Origin of the sequence: Streptomyces sp. DI166 (assembly GCF_900091315.1) — a bacterium.
GTDB lineage: Bacteria > Actinomycetota > Actinomycetes > Streptomycetales > Streptomycetaceae > Streptomyces > Streptomyces fuscus.
In genome coordinates this window covers 24,622-46,909 of the sequence record NZ_FLSP01000047.1, presented here as the reverse complement: position 1 = coordinate 46,909, position 22,288 = coordinate 24,622, and the positions used below count along the sequence as shown (strand labels likewise).

The following is a 22,288-nucleotide window of genomic DNA, read 5'->3' as shown; positions in this document are numbered from 1 at the left end:
GAAGCGCTCACCCCTCCTCGACTCGGACCCTTGTCCGTAGGAACCCCCGCAGGCACCGAGGAAGGAGGCCGTGATGAGCACTCACGACACTCGGGAGCCGTCCACCGGGCAGGAGTACCGCGGCCGGCTGCTGGCGGCCATGCCCCTGACCGAACGGCGCATTCAACTCGGGACCGTCTCCACCGCGGTCCTGGAAGGCGGCGACGGACCTCCCCTCGTGCTGCTGCACGGCCAGGGCGAGTTCGCCGCCGTATGGCTCATGGTGGTCCCCGACCTGGTCAGGACGCACAGGGTGATCGTTCCCGACCTGCCGGGCCACGGGGAATCGGAGGTGAGCGACGGCCCGCTCGACAGCGACGCGGTCATGACCTGGCTCGACGAACTGATCGACCGGACCTGCCAAGGCCGGCCGCCCGTGCTGGTCGGCCACCTGCTCGGCGGTGCCATCGCCGCGCGGTACGCCGTGCACCACAGCCGGCGCCTCGCCCGCCTGGTCCTGGTCGACACCATGGGCCTGGCCTGGTTCCGGCCCGCGCCGAGCTTCGCGCTGCCCATGATGGGCTTCGTCGCCCGGCCGACCCCCAAGAGCCGCGACCGCGTCTTCAAGCGGTGCTTCTACGACATGGAGCACGTGGGCGAGCGGACGGGGGAGCAGTGGGAACCCTTGCGGGCCTACGCCCTGGACCGCGCCCGCACCCCGAGCGTCCAGGCGGCACTTCGCACCCTCATCCCGAAGGTCGGCATGCGGCCGATCGCATCCGGTGATCTCACCCGCATCGACGTACCCACGGACCTGATCCACGGCCGCCACGACCTCCAGGTCCGGCTGCGCACGGCGCAGGCGGCGAGCGCCCGCTACGGCTGGCCCCTGCATGTGATCGAAGACTGCCGCGACGACCCGGCCGCCGAGCAGCCGGACGCGTTCCTCAAGGCGCTGCGCACGGCGACAGGGGAGTCACGTCAGAACGGAGGCGCGTCATGACCGCGCGCATGCTGGAGGTCACCGGCCTCGAAGACGGCGGCGTCGGCCTGACCGCCACACAGATCGAGAAGCTTGGCACCCGGCTGGCGGGCCCGCTGCTCGCGGCCGGGGACAACGGCTGGGACGAGGCCGTCCTGGTCTGGAACGCCATGGTCACCGCGGTACCGAGACTGGTCGTCCAACCGGTCTCGGCCGAGGACGTGGCGACGGTCGTCCGGTTCGCCGCGGACCACGGTGTGCTGCTGAGCGTCAAGGGCGGCGGCCACAACATCGGCGGCACGGCACTCGCCGACGGCGGGCTGACCCTGGACATGTCCCGTATGCGGGAGGTCACCGTGGACCCGGCCGCCCGGCTCGCCCACGTGGGCCCGGGGTGCCTGTTGCAGGACGTGGACCGGGCGACCCAGCGGCACGGGCTGGCGACGGTGCTCGGCTTCGTGTCCGAGACCGGGGTCGCCGGACTGACCCTCGGCGGCGGATTCGGCTATCTGGCACGCCGGTTCGGCTGGGCCGCCGACAACCTGGAGCAGGTCGAGATCGTCACGGCGGACGGGCGGATCAGGACCGCGAGCCGCACGGAGCACCCGGACCTGTTCTGGGCGCTGCGCGGCGGTGGCGGCAACTTCGGCATCGTCACGCGCTTCACCTTCCGGCTGCACCGGGTCGGCCCCGTCATCACCGGCGGCCTCGCCGCCTGGGGCGCCGACCGCGTGGACGACGTCCTCGCGACGTACCGGGAACTCACCGCGAACGCCCCCCGCGAGCTGACCGCGGCGGTGGTCGTACGGCTCGCGCCGCCCGCGCCGTTCGTACCGGAGGAGTGGCAACTCAAGCCCGTGGCCGGGGTGTTGGTGTGCCACAGCGGCAAGGGCGCCGAAGCCGATCTCGCACCGCTGAGGTCCCTGGGGGATCCGATCTTCGACCTCATCGGCGAGAAGCCCTACACGGCCCAGCAGTCCATGCTCGACGAGACGGAACCCAAGGGCCTGAACCAGTACTGGAAGGCCGAGTTCCTCCCGGACCTGCCCGCCGACTACCTCCCCGCCTTCCGGGACGCCGCACTGGACGTCGCGTCCCCGCTGTCCTTCTCCGTCGTCTTCCATCTCGCCGGCGCGATCAACGAGGCCGACGAGGACGGTGGCGCGGTCGGCAACCGGGACGCCCGCTTCATCAGCGGCTTCTCCGGGGTGTGGCCACCGGGGGACGACGGCGAACGCATCGTGGGCGCGGTCCGCGCGGGCTGGGAGAGGATCCGCCCGTACTCGACCGGCGGGAACTACGTCAACTTCCAGCTGCCCGAGGACGGCCCCGACCGGACCGCCGCCGCGTACCGGGGCACGTACGAACGCCTCCAGCAGGTCAAGGCGGACTGTGACCCCGACAACCTCTTCCGGGTCAACCGCAACATCCGTCCGAGCGGGGTGCTATCCATGCCCCATGAACGTTGATCACGCCGACCCCACCGAGCTGGCCGCCCTGCGCGCGGCGTTCGACGCCGAGCGCAAGGGCGCGCCGCCGCTGGGGTGGAAGGCGGTCCGTGCCTTCGAGGCGGAGCACGGGATCGTCCTGCCCGAGCCCTACCGGACCTTCGTCGCCGAGACAGCGGACGGCTCTCCGTCCGGACCACCGGCGTACGGGCTGCTGCCCCTGGTGGAGCTGCCGGTCGACTGGGCCGGGGACGGGCGGGACCGTGACCTCGGCACGCCGTTCCCGCTGACGGAGACCTGGATATGGGAGGAGGACGAGGATCCGGCGGACGACATCGAGGAGCGCATCGAACAGGTCCACAACCACGGTTCTCTCGTGCTCGGCACGGACGGCTGCGCGATGAACTGGCACCTCGTCGTCACCGGTCCGCAGCGCGGCCACATCTGGCAGGTCACCGATGTCGGTGCCCTGCCCTTCGGCGCACACTCCGGGTTCACCGGCGGGGAGCCCGGATTCGCGGGATGGGTACGGCACTGGGCGCAGAACAAGGACTGGTTCGACGCCGAGTGACCGGCATCGGGACCGTTTCACCACCGGTCCCGTCAACTCCGCCCGGACGCACCGGCTTTGCGGGCGCGCGGAAGCAACCGCCGGTGCCGCCGGGTTAGTTCAAGGCCTGATCTAGCATGAGGCAGATGACTGACGATCTCCGTCCTTTGAGCGCCACCGAGGAAAAGGTGCTGCGCACCCTGCCCGAGGCGATCGACGCCCTGCTCAAGGCGTGGGACGAGGACCTCACCAGACGGCACGGGCTCTCGCAGGTCGAGTACACGGCGTTGCGCGTGCTGTCGGAGGCGGACGGGCAGGGCAGGCAGCTCTCCCTGCTCGCCGAGGACTGCCTGCAGTCCCTCAGCGCGATGAGCAGGACCGTCGACCGGCTGGAGGCCCGGGGCCTGGTCGAACGCAGACGCGGGTCCAGCGACCGCCGTGCCGTACGGGCGGTGCTCACGGAGCGCGGCGCGAGCGTGCTGAAGGAGGCGGGGCCGGAGCATCTCCGGCTCGTCCGGCGTACCCTCTTCGACCAGCTCGAAGGGATCGACCTGAGCGCGATGGCCGAGGTGCTGCGGAGAATCGTCGAGGGGGCTCAGCGCGCCCGCGCCGTACGCTGACCGCCCTGAGCGGTACGGCGCTGCGCGCGGGGTACCTTTCGCCGTGATGTACAGGCGGCCGGTGCCGCCGCGCGGAAGGAACCGATCCTGAACACCCAGCTCGCGGAGACGCTGTCCGTGGCCCTGCTCGTACTGGTCCTGGCCGGTGCGATCGTCCGCCCCTTCGGCTGGCCGGAGGCAGTCGTCGCCGTTCCCGCGGCGGTCCTGGTGGTCGTCACGGGGGCGATCCCGTTCGACGCCGCCCTCGACGAAGTGGAACATCTGGCGCCGGTCGTCGGCTTTCTGGCGGCCGTGCTGGTGCTCGCCCAGCTGTGCGACGACGACGGGCTGTTCCGTGCCTGCGGGGCGTGGATGGCGCGCACGGCGGCGGGCCGTCCGCGCCGCTTGCTGGCCCAGGTGTTCGTCGCCGCCTCGGCCATCACGGCGGTGCTCAGCCTGGACGCCACCGTGGTCCTGCTGACGCCGGTCGTGTTCGCCACCGCCGCCCGGCTCGGTGCGCGCCCCAAACCGCATGTCTACGCCTGCACCCATCTGTCGAACACGGCCTCGCTGCTGCTGCCGGTCTCCAACCTCACCAATCTGCTCGCCTTCACCGCGAGCGGGCTGAGCTTCACCCGGTTCGCGGCGCTGATGGCGCTGCCCTGGGCGGCGGCCATCGCCGTCGAGTACCTGGTCTTCCGCCGCTTCTTCGCCACCGACCTGGACGCCGGGGCGCAGACCGCGGACGTGGGGGAACCGCCGCCGCTGCCGAGGTTCGCGCTGGTGACCGTGGGATGCACGCTCGCCGGGTTCGTCCTGACCTCGGCGGTCGGCGTCGACCCGGCCTGGGCCGCCCTCGCGGGCGCGCTGACCCTCGCCGTGCGGGCCCTGATCCGGCGCCGCACCACACCCCGGGCCCTGCTGGGCGCCGCCTCCGTGCCCTTCCTCGCCTTCGTGCTGGCGCTCGGCATCGTGGTCCGCGCGGTCGTGGACAACGGGCTCGACGAGGCGCTGGGTCACCTGATCCCCGCCGGTACGGGGCTGCCGGAACTGCTCGCCGTCGCCGCGCTGGCCGCCGTACTCGCCAACGTCATCAACAACCTGCCCGCGGTCCTGGTGCTGCTGCCGCTGACCGCCCCGTCCGGTCCCGGCGCCGTCCTCGCCGTGCTGCTCGGGGTGAACATCGGCCCCAACCTCACCTACGCGGGCTCCCTGGCCACCCTGCTGTGGCGGCGTATCGTGCATGCCCACGACGGCGAGGTCGAACTGCGGGAGTTCACCCGGCTCGGCGTGTACGCGGTCCCGGCGAGTCTGGGGGCCGCGGTGCTGGCACTGTGGGCCTCGCTGTCCGTGATCGGAGGAGGCTGACCCCATGGCCGTGGTCGTCTGGATCGTCGAGGGCACCTGGCACGCCTGCGTGGACGCCGCCCGCGCCCACGCCCCGGCGGACACCGACATCGTCCTGCTGCACGTCACCCCGGCCGACGTCCCCGGTGCCGCGCACGGCGCCTTCGCCGGGCTGCTCGGCCGCGGCCACCCCGAGCGCGACCCGGGCACACGCCTGGAACAGCTCGCCGCCTCCTCCGCGCGGGAACTGCTCCAGACCGCGGCCGACCGGCTGGGACGGGCCTGCACCCGGGTCGAGCGCACCGGCCGCGTGGAACGCGAGGTCGTCGCCGCGTCCGAGGGCTCGGACCTGCTGATCCTGGCCCGCGACGGCGACCGCACCCACCTCGGCCCGCACAGCCTGGGCCCGGCGAGCCGCTTCGTCGTCGACCACGCGCCCTGCCCGGTGCTCCTGGTGTGGCCGGAACCGCCACCGGGACTGCCGACCCTGCCGCCGCACCCCTGAGCGGCCCCTAAGCGGAGCCCGCCAGCGCCGCCTCCACCTCCTCCAGTTCCTTCGCCGGGTCGGCCATCCGGGCCATGACGGCGAAGTCGTCGGGGCTGTAGCGGGAGCGCACGTCCTCCCGCCAGCGCGCGGCGGCCGCGCGCAGGGGTTCCCGGGCCTCCGTGAGCCGTCCCAGCCGGTGCAGTACGAGTCCGTAGTACCCGGCGGCCTCGGTGCGGTACGCCGCGTCCCGGTCGTCCTCCCAGACCTGACGCAGATACGGTTCCGCCTCGGCGTACGCGCCGCGCTGCGCCATCAGCTTGCCCGCGAGCATGGCGTTCAGCGACGAACCGTCCTCGGCGGCCCGCACGTACCAGCGCTCGGCCTCCTGGTAGTCCCGGTGGTGCTCGGAGAGCCAGCCCATCTCGTTGCACGCGCCGGGGTGCCCCGCCTCGGCGGCCCTGCGGTACCAGTCGTCGCGCACCGCGGGCTTGTACCGCATCGCCCGGTACAGCTCCGCCAGCTCGTACGCGGCCTCCGGATCGCCCGCCTCGGCGGCCGGCTCGATCCACCGGACCACATGCCGCTCCGAGGCGCCGCCCCAGTCGTGAAGGATCTTCCCGTACGCGTACCCGGCGCCGACATCCCCCGCCTCCGCGCGCTCACGCAGTCCGGGCAGCCTGCGCAGGTCCTTGCCCGGCGCGGTGCTCCCCGACTCCCGCAGCACGGCCAGCCGTTCGAGCTGGGTGACGGCGTCCTCGTCGTCCTCCGCGAGCTGCCGGAACCAGCGCTCCGCCTCGTCGTAGCGCCGCTGCCGCTTGCACAGCAGACCGAGGTTGTACTGCGCGGCCGGATGCCCGAGACCGGCCGAGAGGACGTACCAGTGCTCGGCCTCGGTGAGGGCGCCGCGCTGCTCGTGCCCGAGTCCCAGCACGAAGGCGGCTCCGTGGTGGCCCTCCTCGTGGGCCCGGGTGAGCAGTTCGCACGCCTTGGCCCAGTCCGCGTCGCCGCCGGTCTCGTCCAGGAAGACGGCGTAGTCCACGCGGGCGGGCACACTCAGCTCACCGGCCCGCAGGTAGTAGGACTCGGCCTCGGCGGTCAGACCGGGGTAGTCACGGAAGTACTTCTCCAGGTCGAACAGCGGACGCAGCGCCGCCGCCGCGGCGTCCGCGTCCCGGTCGGCCTCGGCGGCGTCCAGCGCGGCGGCGACCTTGTCGAACTCCTCGCGGATCGACTCGAAGAGCTGCACCCAGCGGAAGACCGCGATGTCACCGATGTCGACGTTGCTCATCAAGAACTTGGGCGCCTCGTCGAGTTGCCCCTCGGCGGCGAGCAACTTGCCCAGCTCGATCTTGCAGCTGAGGTCGCGGCCGTTCTCCCAACCGCGCCGGAACCACTCGGCGGCCTCCGGGTCCCCGATCTCCTTGAGCAGGATGCCCAGTCCGTAGGCGCTGCCGGGATGGCGGTCGGCGACGGCGCGGTAGAGATCCGCCGCGGCGGGCCGGTCGCCGCGGATCTTCCGGTACCGGGCGAGGGTGTAGTGAGAGAACGCGTCGCCCGCCGCCACCGCCTGCTCCCAGTACGGGATGCCCTCGTCCACAAGGTGGTTGAGCACGAAGTAGTCGGTGTACCGACGGGCGGTCTTCTCGTCCCCGGCGCGTGCGGCGGCGACCAGGGCCTCGCCGCGCTGCTGTATCTCCTGTGTCACGAGCAACATCGTTTCACGCAGGCCCTGTTCAGCCGCGCGCGGGCAGCTCCGGCACCCCCACCCGGTCGAGCAGCGCCCGCATCTCCGCCACCGGCAACGAGGGGTTGGCCGCCGCCGACTGGCACACGTCCGGATCGTCGAGCAGTTCGACGATCCGGCGCACCGGCAGCCTGGGGTCGTAGGCCGCCGCCTGGCGCACCCAAACACTCGGGTCCTGGCTCAGCCGCTCCACCAGGGCCGGTGAGGCGTCCGGATCGCGCAGGGCGAGGGCGCGTTCCCGTGAGCTCTCCGCGTCGGCGCAGCGCGCCGCGAGACCCGCCGACGGGAACTGCGGACGGGCGACGAGCATGGCGCAGGCGCGGTGGTCACCATGCAGGTACAGGTCGAGCAGCAGCTCCGGAGGCGCCTTCGGGTGGAACTCGGCGAGCAGCAGCCGTACGGCGAAGTCCTCGTCCTCGGCCAGGAGTTGGACGCAGTCCTCGGGCAACTCCTCGCACACCGCGGCGCTCCGGCGCAGCCAGGTGTGCCCGGAGTGGGCGCAGCGGCGCAGCACGTCCACGTCGTGGCGGGCGCGCCGCACCCACTGCAGTGGGGTCAACCGGTCCTCGGGGCGCACCTTCCAGTCGATGGCGGCCCGCTGCTCCTCCGTCAGCTCCGGACGGGCCGAGACGGCGAGCCGCACCCTCGGGTCCTCGTGGCCGGCCAGCCGGGCGGCGAGGTCGGAGGGCAGCGTCGGATTGAGTGCGAGCAGGCTCAGACCGTAGTTGTCCTCCGCCATCAGGCGTTCCGCCAACTCCCTGGTGAGCAGCCCGGATTCGAGTACGTTTTGGTACTCGTACCCGCCCTTGGCCGTCTCGACGAGCCATGCCGTCTGCTCGGCGTCCTCGTGCATGACGTGCAGTGCGGCGGCCTGCCGGACCCGGTCGTCCGGGTCGTGGAGGCGTGCGGCGCGTACGTCCTCGGGGAGCTCCGTCCACAGACGACGGCAGGCGGCCATCCGGAGCAACGGGTCCTCGTGCGTGGCCAGCGGCGCCAGGACGTGGACGGGGATGTGGAACGACAGGGCCGTCTCGTGCCGGATGTCGGGCCGTGGGTGGTTCAGCAGCCGCTCGTACGCCCAGTCCGGCATCGGCTCGACCGTCGCCCGGTACGGAAACGCACCGCAGGCGACCAGAATGGCGTCGGACTCCGGGCCGTCCAGCAGCTTGGCCTTCAGCTCGGGGGAGGCCACCCAGCTGTCCGCTATCGCGCCGCGCACCAGGCGCACGGGGTGTCTGACCAGCGCCTCCCCGACCTCGTCCGGCAGCGACTCGCGCCAGGTGAGCCGTTGCACGATGTCCCAGTCGTAGTCCTCCGGCACGATGCGCAGCAGTACATCGGCGGGCGCGGACCGGTTGGCGGCCAGCCCGATCACAGCGTCACCTGCGGTCATACGAGATCCCCCTGCGAGAAACGAAGAAGCGGGCGGTGCTTGTGCGGCGCGGCCCGCTCCATGATCCCAGCCGAGGCCACCGCCGGCGGTTACGGTCGGCCCTATGCACGGTGATTCCCGAGGCTGGCGCGCGTGCCTGCTCGCCGGAGCGGTCTTCGCGGTCTGCATGGCCGGGACCACACTGCCCACCCCGCTCTACGGCCTGTACCAGGAGAGGTTCGACTTCTCCGAGCTGACCGTCACGGTCGTCTACGCCGTCTACGCCTTCGGGGTCATCGGCGTCCTGCTGCTCGCCGGGAACGCCTCGGACGCGGTCGGCCGACGGCCCGTACTGTGGTGGGGCCTGGTCTGCTCGGCGGCCAGCGCCGTCTGCTTCCTGCTCGCCTCAGCGCTGGGCTGGCTGTACGTGGGACGGCTGCTGTCGGGGCTGTCCGCGGGCCTGTTCACCGGCGCGGGTTCGGCGTACGTCATCGAACTCGCCCCGCGCGGGTCGCCACGCGGCACGCTGGTGGCCACCGCCGCCAACATGGGCGGCCTCGGCTGCGGCCCGCTGCTCGCCGGAGTGCTCGCGCAGTACGCCGACCGGCCGCTGTACCTGCCGTTCGCCGTCCACCTCGCCCTGGTCGTCATCTCGGCGGCTGTCCTGCTCCGGCTCCCGGAGACGGTGCGCGAGCGGCGGCCGCTGAGCACCGTACGGCCGCAGCGCCCCAGCCTGCCGCCGCGGGTGCGGCCGGTGTTCGGTCCGGCGGCGACCGCGTCCTTCGTGGGGTTCGCCCTGTTCGGGGTGTTCACCTCGGTCAGCCCGTCGTTCCTCGCCCAGTCCCTGGACGTGCACAACCACGCGGTGAGCGGACTCGTGGTCGCGCTGGCCTTCTTCTCCTCGACGGCCGGTCAGCTCGCCGTCGGCCGGGTCGGGGTGCCCCGCTCGCTGCCGCTCGGCTGCACCCTGCTGCTCGCGGGCCTGGCGCTGCTCGCCGGTGCCCTGTACTGGGACCTGCTGCCCCTCGTCGTCCTGAGCGCGGTCGTCGGCGGCACCGGACAGGGGCTGTCCTTCCGTGCCGCCCTGGCCGCGGTGGCGCAGGTGTCCGACGACGACAAGCGGGCGGCGGTGATCTCGGCCCTGTTCGTGGTGGCCTACGCCGGGATCTCGGTACCGGTGATCGGCGTGGGCCTGCTGGTGGCGCCGCTCGGACTGGAGGGCGCCGGGCTGGTGTTCATCGCGTGCATGGCGCTGCTGGTGTCGACGGCGGGTCTTTACCTGCAGCGCCGCCCGGTGCCGGAACCGGGCGGCGCCGGGTAGGTCACAGCGGCGGCATCTCGCCGGGGCGGGAGTCCAGGCCCGTGCGGCGGTTGACCCAGGCGCCCCGGGTGAAGTCCGGGACGGCGACCGGACGGCCGCCCGCGGCAAGGGACTTGACGCTCAGCGGGACGGGGGAGCACCACACGGCGGAGTCGTAGACGTCGATGTCGGGGACGAGCCCGGCGCGCATCTGCTGCACGGTGCGCCACTGCAGGACGTAGTCCATGCCGCCGTGCCCGCCGTTGTTCTCGGCGTCGTCACCGATCTTCAGCCACAGCCAGTGGTCGAACTCCTTGCGGTAGGCGTCGAACGCCCGCCAGGTGTGACCGCCGTGGTCCGGCTCCAGATAGACCCGACCGCCGCCCGCGGAGTCCACGCCCGCGTAGTCCTCGAAGATGCCGCGGCTGCCCGCGAGGGAGTTGATACGGCTGTACGGCCGCGGCGAGCTGACGTCGTGCTCGGCGCGGATCACCCGCCCCTGCGCGGTGTCGATGAGGCAGGTGACCAGGTCACCGTTGATGTAGGTCTCCCTCCAGCTCGGGTGGCCCTCGGGCACGAAACGCTCGCGGTAGTCGGCGAGCCCGCGCGGCTCGGTGGAGGTCGCCCGCAGAGTCGTCATACGGTCGCCGCGGTTGATGTCCATGGCGGCGGCGATGGGCGCCAGACCGTGCATGGGGTAGAAGGACGCGGTGCTGCGGGTGTGCCACAGCCTGCGCCAGGCGTCGGTGTAGTACGTGTCCGAGAACAGCAGGGCCCGCAGATCGTGCAGGTAGCCCCCGTGGCCGTTGGTGACCTCGCCGAACAGCCCGTCGTGGGCCATCTTCAGCATCGCCAGCTCATTGCGGCCGTAGGAGCAGTTCTCGGAGAGGATCAGGTGGCGGCGGGTGCGCTCGCTGGTGTCGACGAGGTCCCACAGCTCCTTCAGCTCGGTGGCGACGGGCAGTTCGACGAGTACGTGCTTGCCTGCGAGGAGTGCGGCGCGGCCCTGTTCGTAGTGGAACTCCCAGGGCGTGGCGATGTAGACGAGGTCGATGTCGTCCCGGCGCAGCATGCGGGAGTAGGCGTCGGCGGAGCCCCCGTACTCCACGGGCCGGGGGCGCCCTTCGGCGACCAGCTTGTCGGCGGTACGTCTGGCCCGTTCGGAGCGGATGTCGCACACCGCGCGGACGGTGCAGCCCGGGACGGCGGCCCAGCCCGAGGCCATGCCATGACCCCGGTTGCCGAGCCCGACGAGCCCGACGCGGACGGTGGGGTGCTCCTGGAACGGGACCCCGATCATCGATCTCTGGCCCGGTCGGCGCGCGGGGGCGCCTTCCGAGGATGCGGCGGCGGCCGGGGAACCCAGTCCGGCGACCACGGCGCCGGAGGCGAGGGCCCCGCCCATGAGGGTTCGGCGTGAGACAGCAGCGTGTTCAGGCATGGCGCGGATCGCTCCCTAATGCGTGGCGGCCGGCTGCTCTTGCTGCCGCATGACTCTGTCCATGCCAACTCGACATGTCAATAGGTGCTCGAAAAGAAGGAGTTGCGAGCACGATTGAGCAAGTCTCGTGCGATTGGCTGAATCTGGCGCCCTGTCAGCCCTACGCCGAACGCGGGACAGTCACGGAGCGTAGGCGCCGTCTGTCGTCGCTCGGCGGACCGCAGTGGATACGGTGCGTAACGGCCATCGAGCCGGACCTCACCGGCAACCCCTGCGGCCCGCCCCCACGCTCCGGCCCGACCGGGCGGCAGTGCCGCCGGGAGCCGAGGTCCTCGGGTGGACTCGTCCCTCTCCCCGATGGAAACGGAGACGCACGGTGATCGAGACGATGTGGCTGTACCCGCCGCTGGCCTTCGCCCGGCTGGGTCCGTCCCCCGAGCCCTGCGAGAACTACCGCTACGGGCCCAACGACCTGACCGCCCGGGGCACCGGCAAGACCGTGGCCCAGCCCGCCCCCTCGCTCGTCGTCGCCGAGGACGGCACGCTCACCGAGCGCCGGCCGCAGGGCAACCGGGTCCGCTTCAAGGACGAGCGGGGCTTCCGGCCCATCTGCCCGTTCTTCGAGGTGCACGGCACCTGGGCCGTCGACGGGGAGCGCGCCGAAGGGCCCATCACCACGCAGGTACTGGACGCCTTCGGCCTCACCCTCGCCGACGTCGCATGGAAGGTGGAGGTCGCCAACCTCAAGGCGCACCACTGCACCCGCTCCGACGACGACCGCATCGACGCCACCGTCGAGGTGGCCGGGAACGAGCACCGGCGGCGCCCCCTGGAGGGCCGCTCCCCGCAGGGCGCGGCCCGGCCCCTGGTACCCCCCGGCCGCCACATCCCCCTAGGGTCCGTCCAAGTCCCGCGCCCCAGCGACGACTTCCCCGAACTGCGGCTGCGCTTCACCCCCGCCGCCGGACTCGTCTACGGACCCACCGACCTGCTCCAGCGCACCAACCGGTACCCGCTTCCCGCCGAGCGGCTGTTCCTCTCGCCGGAGTCACGCTGGTGCGAGTTCCGGGCCGTCCGCTTCGACCCGCGGACCGCGCCCTCCGGCCTGTTTGCCGGAGCGTCCGCCGAGGACGGCGGAACCAGTTTCGGACTTGTGGACGACGTCTGCGACGGCCTGGTCAGTGTCACCATCGGCGATCTCACCGCGCGGGCCCGGGTCGTCGTCACCCCGCCCGACTTCGCCCCCGACCGCAGACCCTTCACCTCCCTGGCCGACGGCCTCGCCGACCGCGTCAAGCGCGCCGAGGTCCGCGACCCCGCCTACATCTCCGCGAATCCGCAGCTCACCGCCCTGGAGGTGCGCGACCTGTTCGAACGGGCCCTGGAGGCCATGGAATCCGTCAACGTGGACGCCCAGAACCAGCGGGCCACCGGTGAGAACATCGCCAACGCCCAGGCGGAGGGCAGCCCGGTCGCCGAGGCCCGCGCCCGCACCTTCCCGGCGCCGGTGCCCCTGGCCGGGATCACCCTCGCGCTCACCGAACGCGGGCGACGCAAGCACCGCCGCTTCCTCGCCCTGGAGGTCCTGGAGGACCTGATCCGCGAGCAGCCCGACTTCATCCAGCGGTTCGTCCGGCCGCCTGCCCTGGAGGAACCCTGGTACGACCGCCGTATGCCGGTCGCCAACCGCGGGTCCGACGCCTTCCCCATGCATGTGACCCGCCGACAGTACGACCTGCTCACCGCGTGGGCCGCGTCCGTGCGCGCGGGCGTGGAGGAGGGCTCGTGACCGTCCTTGTGCAGATCGGTAGGCGTCCGCCCGAGCGGGGTCCGGCGGGCCCGCCCGGCCTCGCCGCCGAGACCAGGGTCTTCCGCAGCGCCCACGGTGCCCATCTGTTCGTCGCCGACGGCAGCCGGATCTACGACCTGCCCGAGTCCACCGCCGCCCGGCTGGAGGCCTGGACGGCGGCCGCCGACGCGGCGCCCCACGACCCGGCGGCGGAGACCGCCCTCGCCGCCGAACTGGGACTGCCCCTGTGGGGCGGCGCGGGCGTCCCCGCCCCGCGCATCGACGGCACCCCGGCCGAGGTCCCGCCGCTGTCCTCCCTCTCCCTCAACGTGATGCAGGCGTGCAACCTCAGCTGCGGCCACTGCTACGCCGACGAGGGCCGCTTCGGCGGCTCCGCCCGCGCCATGCCCCGTGCCACCGCCTTCGCCGCCGTGGACCGGCTGCTCGCCGAGGCGGCACCCGGCGCCCCGGTCGTCGTCGGCTTCATGGGCGGTGAACCGCTCCTGGCCCGCGACCTCGTCCACGAGGTCGTCGACCACGCCACCCGGGCGGGCGCCGCCACCGGGCACCCGGTCCGCTTCGCCCTCACCACCAACCTGACCACCGTCCGGCCCGAGGACGCCGCGCTGTTCGCCGCGCACCCCTTCACCGTCGCCGTCAGCCTCGACGGCGACCGCGCCGGACACGACGCACTGCGCACCGCCCCCGGCGGCGGCAGCGCCTACGACAGACTGCGCGCCGGACTCGACGTGCTCAACCGGCACGGACGACCCCGCCACCTCTCCGCCCGGGTCAGCGTGACCCCGTACACCGGGAAGCTGAAGGGCATCCTGGAGCACGGGATCGACCTCGGCTTCGACGAGGTCGGCTTCGCCGCGGTGGTCAGCGCCCCCGACCCGGCCTACGAGATCGGCGCCGAGGCGTTCTCCGGGTTCCTGGAGCAGATGACCGAGTGCGGGGAGGCGGCACTGGCGGCACTCGCCGCGGGCCGCCCGTACCCCTTCGGCAACTTCCAGACCGCGATGCTCGAACTCCACACCGGCGGCCACCGCCCCTACCCGTGCGGAGCCGGGGCCGGTTACCTCAGCGCCTCCGCCGAGGGCGGCCTGTACGCCTGCCACCGGCTCGTCGACGACCCCGGGTTCCGCATGGGCTCCGTCGCCGGCGGGCCGGACCGGGCGGCGCGGGCCGAGCACCTCGCGGCCCGTCACGTGGACCGTACGGAGCCCTGCCGCACCTGCTGGGCCCGCTACCTGTGCGGCGGCGGCTGCTACCACGAGGTGGCCCGGCGGGGCCGCCCCGGCTGCGACTACATCCGCGGCTGGCTCGCCTTCTGCCTGCGCGCCTACGTCGAACTCACCGAGCGCGCACCCGAGTTCTTCCGCCGTACGACACCCTCCGACCTGCCCGGTGACCCGGCCGGACTGGCCCGCTGACCGTATCCGCGACCCACCCGGACGAAGGAGCCGACCGTGAACAACCCGATTCCCGGCAGCGTGGACCTGCCCGTACCCGAGGGGAAGGTCTTCCCCCGCAACCTCACCGCGCGGGCCGACTACGCGGTGCGGGGCAACCCCTCCGGCTCCCGCCCCGAGAGCGGCGTGGACAACTGCTTCCCCGGCCTCGAATTCGACCAGCGCAACCTGGACAAGGCGTTCTTCCCCGGGCTGCTCTTCGACTTCCACCACGGCAGCGGTTCGCGGCTGATCGGCGTCACCGAGGGCGACCCGGCCGTACTGGACCTCACGGCAGCCGACCTGGGCGCGGGCACCCCGAGCGACCCCTGGCGGCTGCACCTGTGGGCGGTGTGCGGACGGACCACCGTGGACCAGACGGAGGCACAGGCACCCGTCTTCCACGCCACCGAGCGCTCCGGGCTCGCCCTGTGGCGCCGGGTGCACGACCTGCTGCCGGGCAGGATCGCCATCCTGCTCGGCCCCACCCCGGGCAGCGAGTCCCCGGGCGCGAACATCGTGCCCGGCGGCCTCAACTCCTGGCGGACGCAGAACCGCACCACCGTGCAGCGCGGCGACGACGGACGGGTGGAGGCCGCCGTCCTCATCGCCGACCGGGCCGCCTACCTGGACCCCGACGGAGTCATCGACCCCGAGGTCTACCTCCCCGGCGACCTCACACGCAGCCTGTGCGCCCCGTGGCAGTACGACTTCCGCGAATGCGGCTGCTACTACTGGGCCGCGTCCAAACCCGACATCTCCGCCAGCCCCGACGGCCGGTTCCGCCCTCTGAACTTCCAGCGCGCCGACCGCTCGACCCCGCCCCCACTGGACACCCCGAACATCGCCGAGCGGGGCGCCCTGGAACTCGACCACCCCGAACTGATCACCAACTGGAACGTGCTCCCGGTCGTCCTCAACGGCCGCGAGGACGACGCACTCGGCCCGGGCGTGCCGTTCGAGCTGCGGGAGATGTCCCGCGAGGAGGTCGTCGCACGACTGGAGCACCTCGCCGACGTCGAGCACGCCCTGTGCCTGGAGTACCTCTACGCCCACTACTCGCTGAACGCCCCGACCGTCCTCGCCCCCGGCACCAACCCCCAGTCGCCCGTCGCACGGTTCCACGCGGCCGCCGCCGAGGTCTTCTCGGTCGCCGTGGACGAGATGCGCCACCTGCGCTGGGTCAACGAGGCCCTCGGCGTGCTCGGCAGACCGATCAAGCTCGACCCGCCGCCCCCGGACCTGGTCATCCAGGAGCAGACCGGGCAGGTCTTCGAGCTGAAGCCGCTCACCGCCGAGCAACTGGACTGGTTCATCAGGGTGGAGAAGACCAGTGACCAGCTCGATCTGGACGGCATCGACGGCATGTACGTCCGCCTCCACCACACCATCGTCAGACGGCCCGACCTGTTCCCCCAGTCCGACCGGCTCGCCCACCTGGTCAAGCTGATCATCGACGAGGGCGTGGACCACTACGAACGGTTCCGGGCGGTCAAGGGGCACCTCGCGGAGTTCTCCGAGGACGAGTACCTGCGCCGGTTCGGCAAGACCCCGGACACACTGGACCAGCGCCTGCTGGAACTCGCGGACCTCAACTACGCGGTGCTGCTCGGCACGATGAAGGAGACCCTCGCGCTGGGCGACCGCGCCGGGGGCGTACTGATCGAGCACGCCCGGCGCGCCATGGGCAACCTGCACGAGGTCAACCATTTGCTCGCCTCCCGCGGGGTCGCGCCCCGCTTCCGGCTGCCGCAGTCCGGGGCCACCGCGCTCGCCGACGGCCGGGCCACCCTCGCCGCCGCCCGGGCGGCCCGGCAGGCGCAGGAGACCATCGGCTCACTCGACGGCGCCGAACTGAGCAGCATGATGACCCGCCACCGGGCCACCACCGAGGCCCTGATCGCGGACCTCATCCTGTGAGCCCCGCCGGGCGGCCGGTCGTCGCCACCGTCGCCGGATCCGGACTCGCCGAACTGACCTGCGCCCGGCTGCTGCTGGCGCGAGGTCACCGGGTCCGGCTCCGGCCCCGGCCGCCCGGCGGCCCCCGCCTCCTGCTGCTCGGCGACGACACCCTCGCGCTGCTCAACTCCCTGTGGGAGATCGGCCCGCCGGAGAGCCCGACCGCCGACAGCCACCGGCTGACCCACCGGCACGCCCACTGGACGGCCGGCACCGCCGCCGACCCGCCCCTGCACCGGCCCGCGGCGGTCGTGGACGGCGCCCGCCTCGCCGGGCGACTGCTCGACCGGCTCACGGACCGGTACCCGGACGCGGTGGCGTCCGACGTGCCGACCGACCCGGCCTCGGCGCACTGGACCGTCACCGCCGCCCCGCAGAACGCCTACCGGACCGCCGGGCGGCGCCATGTGCTGGCCGGGGAGGCACCCTGCGCCGACGCGGACGACAGCACTACCGCCCGGCTGGAGCGCACCGACGACGCCTGGCTGCACCTGATGCCGCTCGGCGACGGCACCGCCCTGCTCCAGGCGATGGTCCCGGGACCGGTCGAGCACCCAGCCCGGCACCTGGGCTGTCTCCTCGCGCGGAGCCCGCTGGCCGGACGGCTCGCGGCACCGCCCGCCACCGCGGTCGCCCTGCCCGCCGCGCCACGCCTGCACCGAGCCCCGGCGACCCCACCGACCGACAGCGCCCCCGGAACGCTGCTGGTCGGCGCGGGCGCCATCCGGTACGACCCGCTCAGCGGCACGGGTACCGCCCAGGCACTGCGCACCGCCGTGCTCGCCGCCGCCGTGATCGACTCCACCGCCGCGGGCACCCCCGCGGACCGGCTGTGCGCGCACTACACGGCCCGGCTGCACACCGCGTTCCGCGACCATCTGGCCACCTGCGCGCTGCTCTACGCCCAGGCGTTCGAGGCGCCCGCGTGGCGGCACGAGATCGAGGCCTCGGGGGCGGTCCCGTCAGCTGCCGTCGGTGCGTGAGAGCACGTCCGTGATCTCCTCGCGGATCCGGGCGCGCACAACGGCGGGGAGGCCGCCGATGTCGGTGGACTCGACCGTGTGCAGGACCGAGTCGAGACCGGGGGCGCACGGCGCGGTGGCGGTCAGGAACTCGTAGCCGTCGCGCACCGCCAGGCGCAGGTGGTGCGCGCCGTCGGCGTCGGCGTGCACCGCGGTGGCGATGACCAGGGGCGGCGGCCCGCCGGCCGGGGCGTCCTCCTTGTAGTAGCCGCTGACCAGCGGGGTCTGCCAGTTGATGCTGAGCAGGACGGGGCGCTTGGCCAGGAGTTCGGTCAGGTCCGTCTCGTAGACGCCGGCCGAGTCCAGGACCGTGGCGCGGGCATTGAGGACCAGCGCGGCGGGGAGCAGACAGCGCAGTGTGCTGCCGACGATGTTGCCGCCGACGGTGGCCGCCCGGCGCACCGCCCCGGTGCCTATCGTCGAGGCCGCGCGGCGCAGCACCAGCGGCACTCGGTCGTCGATGCGCTGCAGGACCACCGCGGAGCCCAGCGCCTCGGCCTCCAGGACATTGGCCTCCGGGAGGTTGCGCAGGGAGACGGCCCGCTCGGGGAAGCCGTCCCGTTGGAAGGACGCCCACACCAAGGTCGCGCCGCCGATCGGCAACGCCCCCTCGGCGATGTGCTGCTGGACCTCGGACACGGACGTGGGCAGATGCAACAACACGAGCGGCCCTGCTTTCCGATCGATTCCGGTCAAACGCCGACCGCATTCTCCCCGCGGGACAGGGGGCGCATGCAGGGGTCACGGATTCACTCCATGCGCCACCGGTACGCCGCGCTCGCGCCGGACGCTGCCCTCCTGTCACCCGTATGGCGGCGCCGAGTGGACAGGCGGAGGATGGAGACCTGGGCACACAGCGCGGCCGGAAGGAGAGCCGTGATGATGGAAGTGAAGACGCTCGACAAGCCGGACGAGCGGCGCGATTTTCCCCGCGGGCACCTGGAAGCCGTCCATATGACCGGACTGGATTTCGCCGTGGCCACGTTTGAACCCGGCTGGCGCTGGTCCGAGTGCATCGGCCCCCTCGCGGGGACCGAGAGCTGCGAGGTCCACCACAACGGCTATGTGGTCCAGGGCCGGATGCACGTCACGATGGACGACGGCGGTGAGGGCGAGGTCGGCCCCGGCGACGTGTTCGTCCTCTCCCCCGGACACGACGCCTGGGTCGTGGGCGACGAGCAGGTGATCGTCTACGACTTCGCGGGCGCGATGGCCAAGGAGTACGCCAAGGCCAAGGAGTGACGGCCAGGCTCAGACGGTGATGACGACCTTCGCGCGGGCGTGCTCCACCTCCACGTACCGGATGGCCTCGGCCGCCTCGCTGAGCGGGTACGTCCGCTCGACGACCGGCGATATGCGCCCGGACTCGGTCAGCTCCCGCAGGGCGGCCAGATTCTTCCTGCTCTGCCTGGCCGGGAGTTCGAGCAGCCGCTGACGCACGAAGGGCGCCGTCAGCCGCCGCTTGATGAACAGCCCCATGGGACCGAGGACGCTCCCGCCCTCGTAGATCCCGCCCCCGGACAGCACCAGGGTGCCGGACGGGGTGAGCGCGCGCCGGAACGCCGTCAGTGAGTGGTTGCCGACCAGGTCCAGCACCACGTCATAGCGCCGGCCGCCGCGGGTGAAGTCCTCGCGGGCGTAGTCCAGGACGTGGTCCGCGCCCAGCGACCGGGCCCGGTCGGCGTTGCGCGCGCTGCACACCGCCGTCACCTCGGCGCCGTACACCTTGCCGAGCTGCACCGCGAACGTGCCGACGCCCCCGGAAGCCCCGTTGATCAGCAGCGTCTGCCCCGGCTGGACGCCCGCGACGTCCCGCACGCCGATCAGTGCCGTGTTCCCGGCGAGGGGTATCGCCGCGGCCTGCTCGAAGGTGAGGTTGGACGGCTTCGGGCCCACGCTGTCGCCCGGAGCGCACACGTACTCCGCGAAGGCGCCGTCCGCTTCCCCGTACACCTCGTCGCCGGGCGCCAGGCCGTCGACGCCGCTGCCCACCGCCTCGACCACGCCCGCGAAATCACGGCCCCGGATGCGCGCCCTGGGCCCGCGCCAGCCCATCATCGCGCGGGCCACCACCGGGTCGCCGTGCAGGAAGTGCCAGTCGTAGGCGTTCACCGAGGCCGCGCGCACCCGCACCAGCACCTCGCCCGGGCCGGGCTCCGGCCGCTCCACGTCCCGGAACTCCAGCGCGTCCACCGAGCCGTACCGCTCCTGCACCACTGCCTTCATGACCGCCCCCTTCGTCATCTTCGACAGTAGGGATCCGGGCACCGCGGGGCATCGGGGGCGAACCCTGATTCATCCCGGGGAGCCCCGGAGAAGGCCCTGAGGAAGACGCGCGGGTCCCTCAGGGACGTCGGCTCACACCGGCAGCAGCCGCGGGATCCCGGCTCACATCGGCAGCAGCCGCAGGGCCCCGGCTCACACCGGCAGCAGCCGCGCCACCAGCTCGCTGAGCTGGCGGGCGTTGCGGCACTCGTGCATCTCGACCAGCGCCGCGTACTCGGGCGCCGCCGAGTCGCCCGTGCCCCAACTGCTCATCGGCTCGGGGTTCAACCAGTAGACGCGGCGCGCCCGTTCGCGGATCTGCCGGACGGCCGCGAGGTTCGGGTCGCTCATGTTGGTGCGCGCGTCACCGAGCACGAACACCGTGCTGCGCGGGCCCACCGCGTCGCCGTACCGCTCGGCGAACTCGCCCAGCGCCATGCCGTAGTCACTGCTGCCGTGCCAGCCGGTCAGCGTGGCCTCCGCCTGGATGCGGGAGCCCAGGCCCTGCGGGTCCGCCCGGCCGTGCACCAGCATGCCGGTGACCTCGTCGACCCGGTTGACGAAGGCGAACACCCGCACCTTGCTGAACTGGTCGTGCAGCGCCTGCACCAGCAGCATCGTGAAGTCCGAGAACCCCGACACCGAGCCCGACACATCGCACAGCAGCACCAGCTCGGGCCGGGCCGGGCGGCGCCTGCGCAGCACCGGCTTCATCGGCACGCCGCCCGTGGACAGCGAACCGCGCAGGGTGCGCCGCAGATCGATCGAGCCCCGCGCGGCACGCCGCCGACGGGCCGCGAGCCGGGTCGCCAGCTTGCGGGCGAGCGGCTGGACCGCCCTGCGCAACTCGGCGACCTGCGCCTTCCCGGCGTACAGGAAGTCCACGCGGTCGGCGGTCGGGGCCACCGCCCGCCGGGCGATCTCGTCCCGCCCGCGCCGCTCCGCCACCCGGCGCCGCGCCTCCGCGACCACCAGCGCCCGGAACGCCTCGATGCGCCGCCGGATCTCGTCCTCCAGCAGCCGGTCGGCGAACCCCGCGCTCCCGCCCCGCGCCCGGATCTCGTCCCGCACCCGGGCCAGCAGCGTCTGCGGACGGATGCGGTCCAGGGTCTGGTACGACGACCAGCCGTCCGAACCGGGGGAGGAGCCGTAGCCGCCGTACCCGTCGACCGCCTCCACCGCCAGCCGGCCCATCAGCGCCCGGTCGTCCGCGGCCAGCGCCGACGCCAGCCGGTCCCGGAGGTCGTCCCGGCCCGCCGCCTCACCCTCCGGGGCGCCGACACCGCGCGGAAAGTACAGGTCGAAGACCGGGTCGAACACCGGCCGCTGCGCCGGGCTGTGCAGCAGGGTCGCCGCCAGGCCCTCACGCAGCAGCTCCCGGTCCGTGAGCCCGAGCGCCGCCACCGCCTCGGCCGCGTCCACGGTCTCCCCGGTGCCGATCCGGATGCCGTGCGCGCGGAGCGCCGCGACCAGCGACGTCAGCCGGTCGGCGACCCCGGTGCCGTCCGTGACACCGGTGACACCGGTGGCCGGGCTGGTCACAGCGCGTCCAGATCGAGCTTGGCGGTGGCCTTGAGCACGTCCTCCTGATGCTTGAGCAGGACGCCGAGGCTGTCCCGTACGACCGTCTCGTCCAGGGTGTCGGCGCCGAGCGCGATCAGGGTGCGTGCCCAGTCGATGGTCTCGGCGACCGACGGGAGCTTGCGCAGGTCCATGGCACGCAGCGCGCCCACCACCCGGACCACCGAGCGGGCCAGCGCCTCGTCGAGGCCGGGCACCTTCAGCCGGACGATCCGGCGCTCCAGCTCCTCGTCGGGGAAGCCGATGTGCAGGAAGAGACAGCGGCGGCGCAGGGCCTCGGACAGCTCGCGGCTGGCGTTGGAGGTGAGGACGACGAAGGGGCGGCGGGTCGCCGTGACCGTACCCAGCTCGGGCACCGTGACCTGGAAGTCGCTGAGCACCTCCAGCAGCAGGCCCTCGACCTCGACGTCCGCCTTGTCCGTCTCGTCGATCAGCAGGACCTTCGGGTCGTCGCCGCGGATCGCGGTGAGCAGCGGGCGGGGGAGCAGGAACTCCTCGCTGAAGATGTCCGTGCGGGTCTCGTCCCAGGTCTCGTCGCGGCCCGCGCTGATCCGCAGCAGCTGCTTGGCGTGGTTCCACTCGTACAGGGCGCGCGACTCGTCGACGCCCTCGTAGCACTGCAGGCGGACCAGCCGGGCCCCGGCCACCTGGGCGACGGCCTTGGCCAGCTCGGTCTTGCCGACCCCGGCGGGGCCCTCGACCAGCAGCGGCTTGCCGAGCCGGTCGGCGAGGAAGACGGTGGTGGCGACCGCGGGCGAGGCGAGGTAGCCGGTCTCGGCCAGACGCGCGGCGACGTCGTCGACAGATGTGAACACGGGGCCTCCTGCTCGGGTACTCGTTCCTATCTAAGCGCTTGTTCAGCCGATCTGTCACGGGATGGTCCGGCGGACCTCGATCGACGGGGCAGGGTGACGCGCCCGTGACAACCGTCACCGACCTGGTGCGGCGCGCCGCCTTCCAGGCCGCCGG

Annotated in this window: 19 protein-coding genes; 12 read left to right on the top strand and 7 right to left on the bottom strand. The window is 72.8% G+C overall.

Annotated elements, in window-relative coordinates:
- Window positions 1-73 precede the first annotated feature (73 nt).
- The 6 genes from GA0115233_RS22670 to GA0115233_RS22645 all read left to right on the top strand — a co-directional run bounded on the left by GA0115233_RS22670 (window position 74) and on the right by GA0115233_RS22645 (window position 5,410).
- Window positions 74-982 carry an alpha/beta fold hydrolase gene (locus tag GA0115233_RS22670; RefSeq protein WP_093722116.1) on the top strand — a complete coding sequence of 303 codons (909 nt, stop codon included), beginning with the start codon at window positions 74-76 and terminating at the stop codon, window positions 980-982.
- Window positions 979-2,430 carry an FAD-binding oxidoreductase gene (locus GA0115233_RS22665; protein ID WP_218063514.1) on the top strand — a complete coding sequence of 484 codons (1,452 nt, stop codon included), beginning with the start codon at window positions 979-981 and terminating at the stop codon, window positions 2,428-2,430. The genes GA0115233_RS22670 and GA0115233_RS22665 overlap by 4 nt, the downstream gene beginning before the upstream one ends.
- Entirely contained in the window at window positions 2,420-2,980 is a 561-nt protein-coding gene (locus GA0115233_RS22660; RefSeq protein WP_093722115.1) for an SMI1/KNR4 family protein, read from the top strand. The genes GA0115233_RS22665 and GA0115233_RS22660 overlap by 11 nt, the downstream gene beginning before the upstream one ends.
- A 125-nt stretch (window positions 2,981-3,105) precedes the next feature.
- On the top strand, window positions 3,106-3,579 hold the full coding sequence (locus GA0115233_RS22655) for a MarR family winged helix-turn-helix transcriptional regulator (protein WP_176711903.1): 474 nt from the start codon (window positions 3,106-3,108) through the stop codon (window positions 3,577-3,579).
- An 87-nt stretch (window positions 3,580-3,666) separates the two neighbouring features.
- On the top strand, window positions 3,667-4,926 hold the full coding sequence (locus tag GA0115233_RS22650) for an SLC13 family permease (RefSeq protein ID WP_093722113.1): 1,260 nt from the start codon (window positions 3,667-3,669) through the stop codon (window positions 4,924-4,926).
- A 4-nt stretch (window positions 4,927-4,930) separates the two neighbouring features.
- The gene (locus GA0115233_RS22645; protein ID WP_093722112.1) at window positions 4,931-5,410 is read left to right on the top strand and encodes a universal stress protein; all 480 of its coding nucleotides are present in this window, start codon (window positions 4,931-4,933) and stop codon (window positions 5,408-5,410) included.
- 7 nt (window positions 5,411-5,417) lie between these two features.
- Here GA0115233_RS22645 and GA0115233_RS22640 read toward each other — a convergent pair whose 3' ends face one another.
- Window positions 5,418-7,106: a tetratricopeptide repeat protein gene (locus tag GA0115233_RS22640; RefSeq protein ID WP_093722111.1), complete on the bottom strand. Its 1,689-nt coding sequence runs from the start codon at window positions 7,104-7,106 to the stop codon at window positions 5,418-5,420.
- A 19-nt stretch (window positions 7,107-7,125) separates the two neighbouring features.
- Window positions 7,126-8,529: a hypothetical protein gene (locus GA0115233_RS22635; RefSeq protein WP_093722110.1), complete on the bottom strand. Its 1,404-nt coding sequence runs from the start codon at window positions 8,527-8,529 to the stop codon at window positions 7,126-7,128.
- 103 nt (window positions 8,530-8,632) lie between these two features.
- Here GA0115233_RS22635 and GA0115233_RS22630 point away from each other — a divergent pair, with 103 nt between their 5' ends.
- Window positions 8,633-9,829: an MFS transporter gene (locus tag GA0115233_RS22630; RefSeq protein ID WP_093722109.1), complete on the top strand. Its 1,197-nt coding sequence runs from the start codon at window positions 8,633-8,635 to the stop codon at window positions 9,827-9,829.
- A 1-nt stretch (window position 9,830) separates the two neighbouring features.
- Here GA0115233_RS22630 and GA0115233_RS22625 read toward each other — a convergent pair whose 3' ends face one another.
- Window positions 9,831-11,249 (bottom strand): Gfo/Idh/MocA family protein, encoded by a 1,419-nt coding sequence (locus tag GA0115233_RS22625; protein WP_093722108.1) that lies wholly within the window; start codon window positions 11,247-11,249, stop codon window positions 9,831-9,833.
- Window positions 11,250-11,625: 376 nt separating this feature from the next.
- On the opposite strand from GA0115233_RS22625, the gene GA0115233_RS22620 reads away from it, so the two are divergent.
- The 4 genes from GA0115233_RS22620 to GA0115233_RS22605 are packed head-to-tail and all read left to right on the top strand — an operon-like array spanning window position 11,626 to window position 17,434.
- Window positions 11,626-13,038 (top strand): hypothetical protein, encoded by a 1,413-nt coding sequence (locus tag GA0115233_RS22620; RefSeq protein ID WP_093722107.1) that lies wholly within the window; start codon window positions 11,626-11,628, stop codon window positions 13,036-13,038.
- The gene (locus tag GA0115233_RS22615) at window positions 13,035-14,474 is read left to right on the top strand and encodes a radical SAM/SPASM domain-containing protein (RefSeq protein WP_093722106.1); all 1,440 of its coding nucleotides are present in this window, start codon (window positions 13,035-13,037) and stop codon (window positions 14,472-14,474) included. The genes GA0115233_RS22620 and GA0115233_RS22615 overlap by 4 nt, the downstream gene beginning before the upstream one ends.
- A gap of 36 nt (window positions 14,475-14,510) precedes the next feature.
- Window positions 14,511-16,412, top strand: a complete 1,902-nt coding sequence (locus GA0115233_RS22610) for a ferritin-like domain-containing protein (RefSeq protein WP_093722105.1) — start codon at window positions 14,511-14,513, stop codon at window positions 16,410-16,412.
- Window positions 16,409-17,434, top strand: a complete 1,026-nt coding sequence (locus GA0115233_RS22605; RefSeq protein ID WP_093722104.1) for a hypothetical protein — start codon at window positions 16,409-16,411, stop codon at window positions 17,432-17,434. The genes GA0115233_RS22610 and GA0115233_RS22605 overlap by 4 nt, the downstream gene beginning before the upstream one ends.
- Here GA0115233_RS22605 and GA0115233_RS22600 read toward each other — a convergent pair.
- Window positions 17,414-18,136, bottom strand: coding sequence for an FAD binding domain-containing protein (locus GA0115233_RS22600; protein ID WP_093722103.1), 723 nt, complete (start codon window positions 18,134-18,136; stop codon window positions 17,414-17,416). The genes GA0115233_RS22605 and GA0115233_RS22600 overlap by 21 nt on opposite strands.
- A gap of 216 nt (window positions 18,137-18,352) precedes the next feature.
- Between GA0115233_RS22600 and GA0115233_RS22595 the strand changes: the two genes are divergently transcribed.
- A complete protein-coding gene (locus GA0115233_RS22595; RefSeq protein WP_093722102.1) occupies window positions 18,353-18,715 on the top strand; it encodes a cupin domain-containing protein in 363 nt (120 codons plus the stop codon).
- 9 nt (window positions 18,716-18,724) lie between these two features.
- Here GA0115233_RS22595 and GA0115233_RS22590 read toward each other — a convergent pair whose 3' ends face one another.
- The 3 genes from GA0115233_RS22590 to GA0115233_RS22580 all read right to left on the bottom strand — a co-directional run bounded on the left by GA0115233_RS22590 (window position 18,725) and on the right by GA0115233_RS22580 (window position 22,134).
- On the bottom strand, window positions 18,725-19,699 hold the full coding sequence (locus GA0115233_RS22590) for an NAD(P)-dependent alcohol dehydrogenase (RefSeq protein WP_093722101.1): 975 nt from the start codon (window positions 19,697-19,699) through the stop codon (window positions 18,725-18,727).
- Between the two features lie 192 nt (window positions 19,700-19,891).
- Complete coding sequence (locus GA0115233_RS22585; RefSeq protein WP_093722100.1) at window positions 19,892-21,280, bottom strand: vWA domain-containing protein; 1,389 nt, start codon at window positions 21,278-21,280, stop codon at window positions 19,892-19,894.
- Window positions 21,277-22,134: an AAA family ATPase gene (locus tag GA0115233_RS22580; protein ID WP_093722099.1), complete on the bottom strand. Its 858-nt coding sequence runs from the start codon at window positions 22,132-22,134 to the stop codon at window positions 21,277-21,279. The genes GA0115233_RS22585 and GA0115233_RS22580 overlap by 4 nt, the downstream gene beginning before the upstream one ends.
- Window positions 22,135-22,288 lie beyond the last annotated feature (154 nt).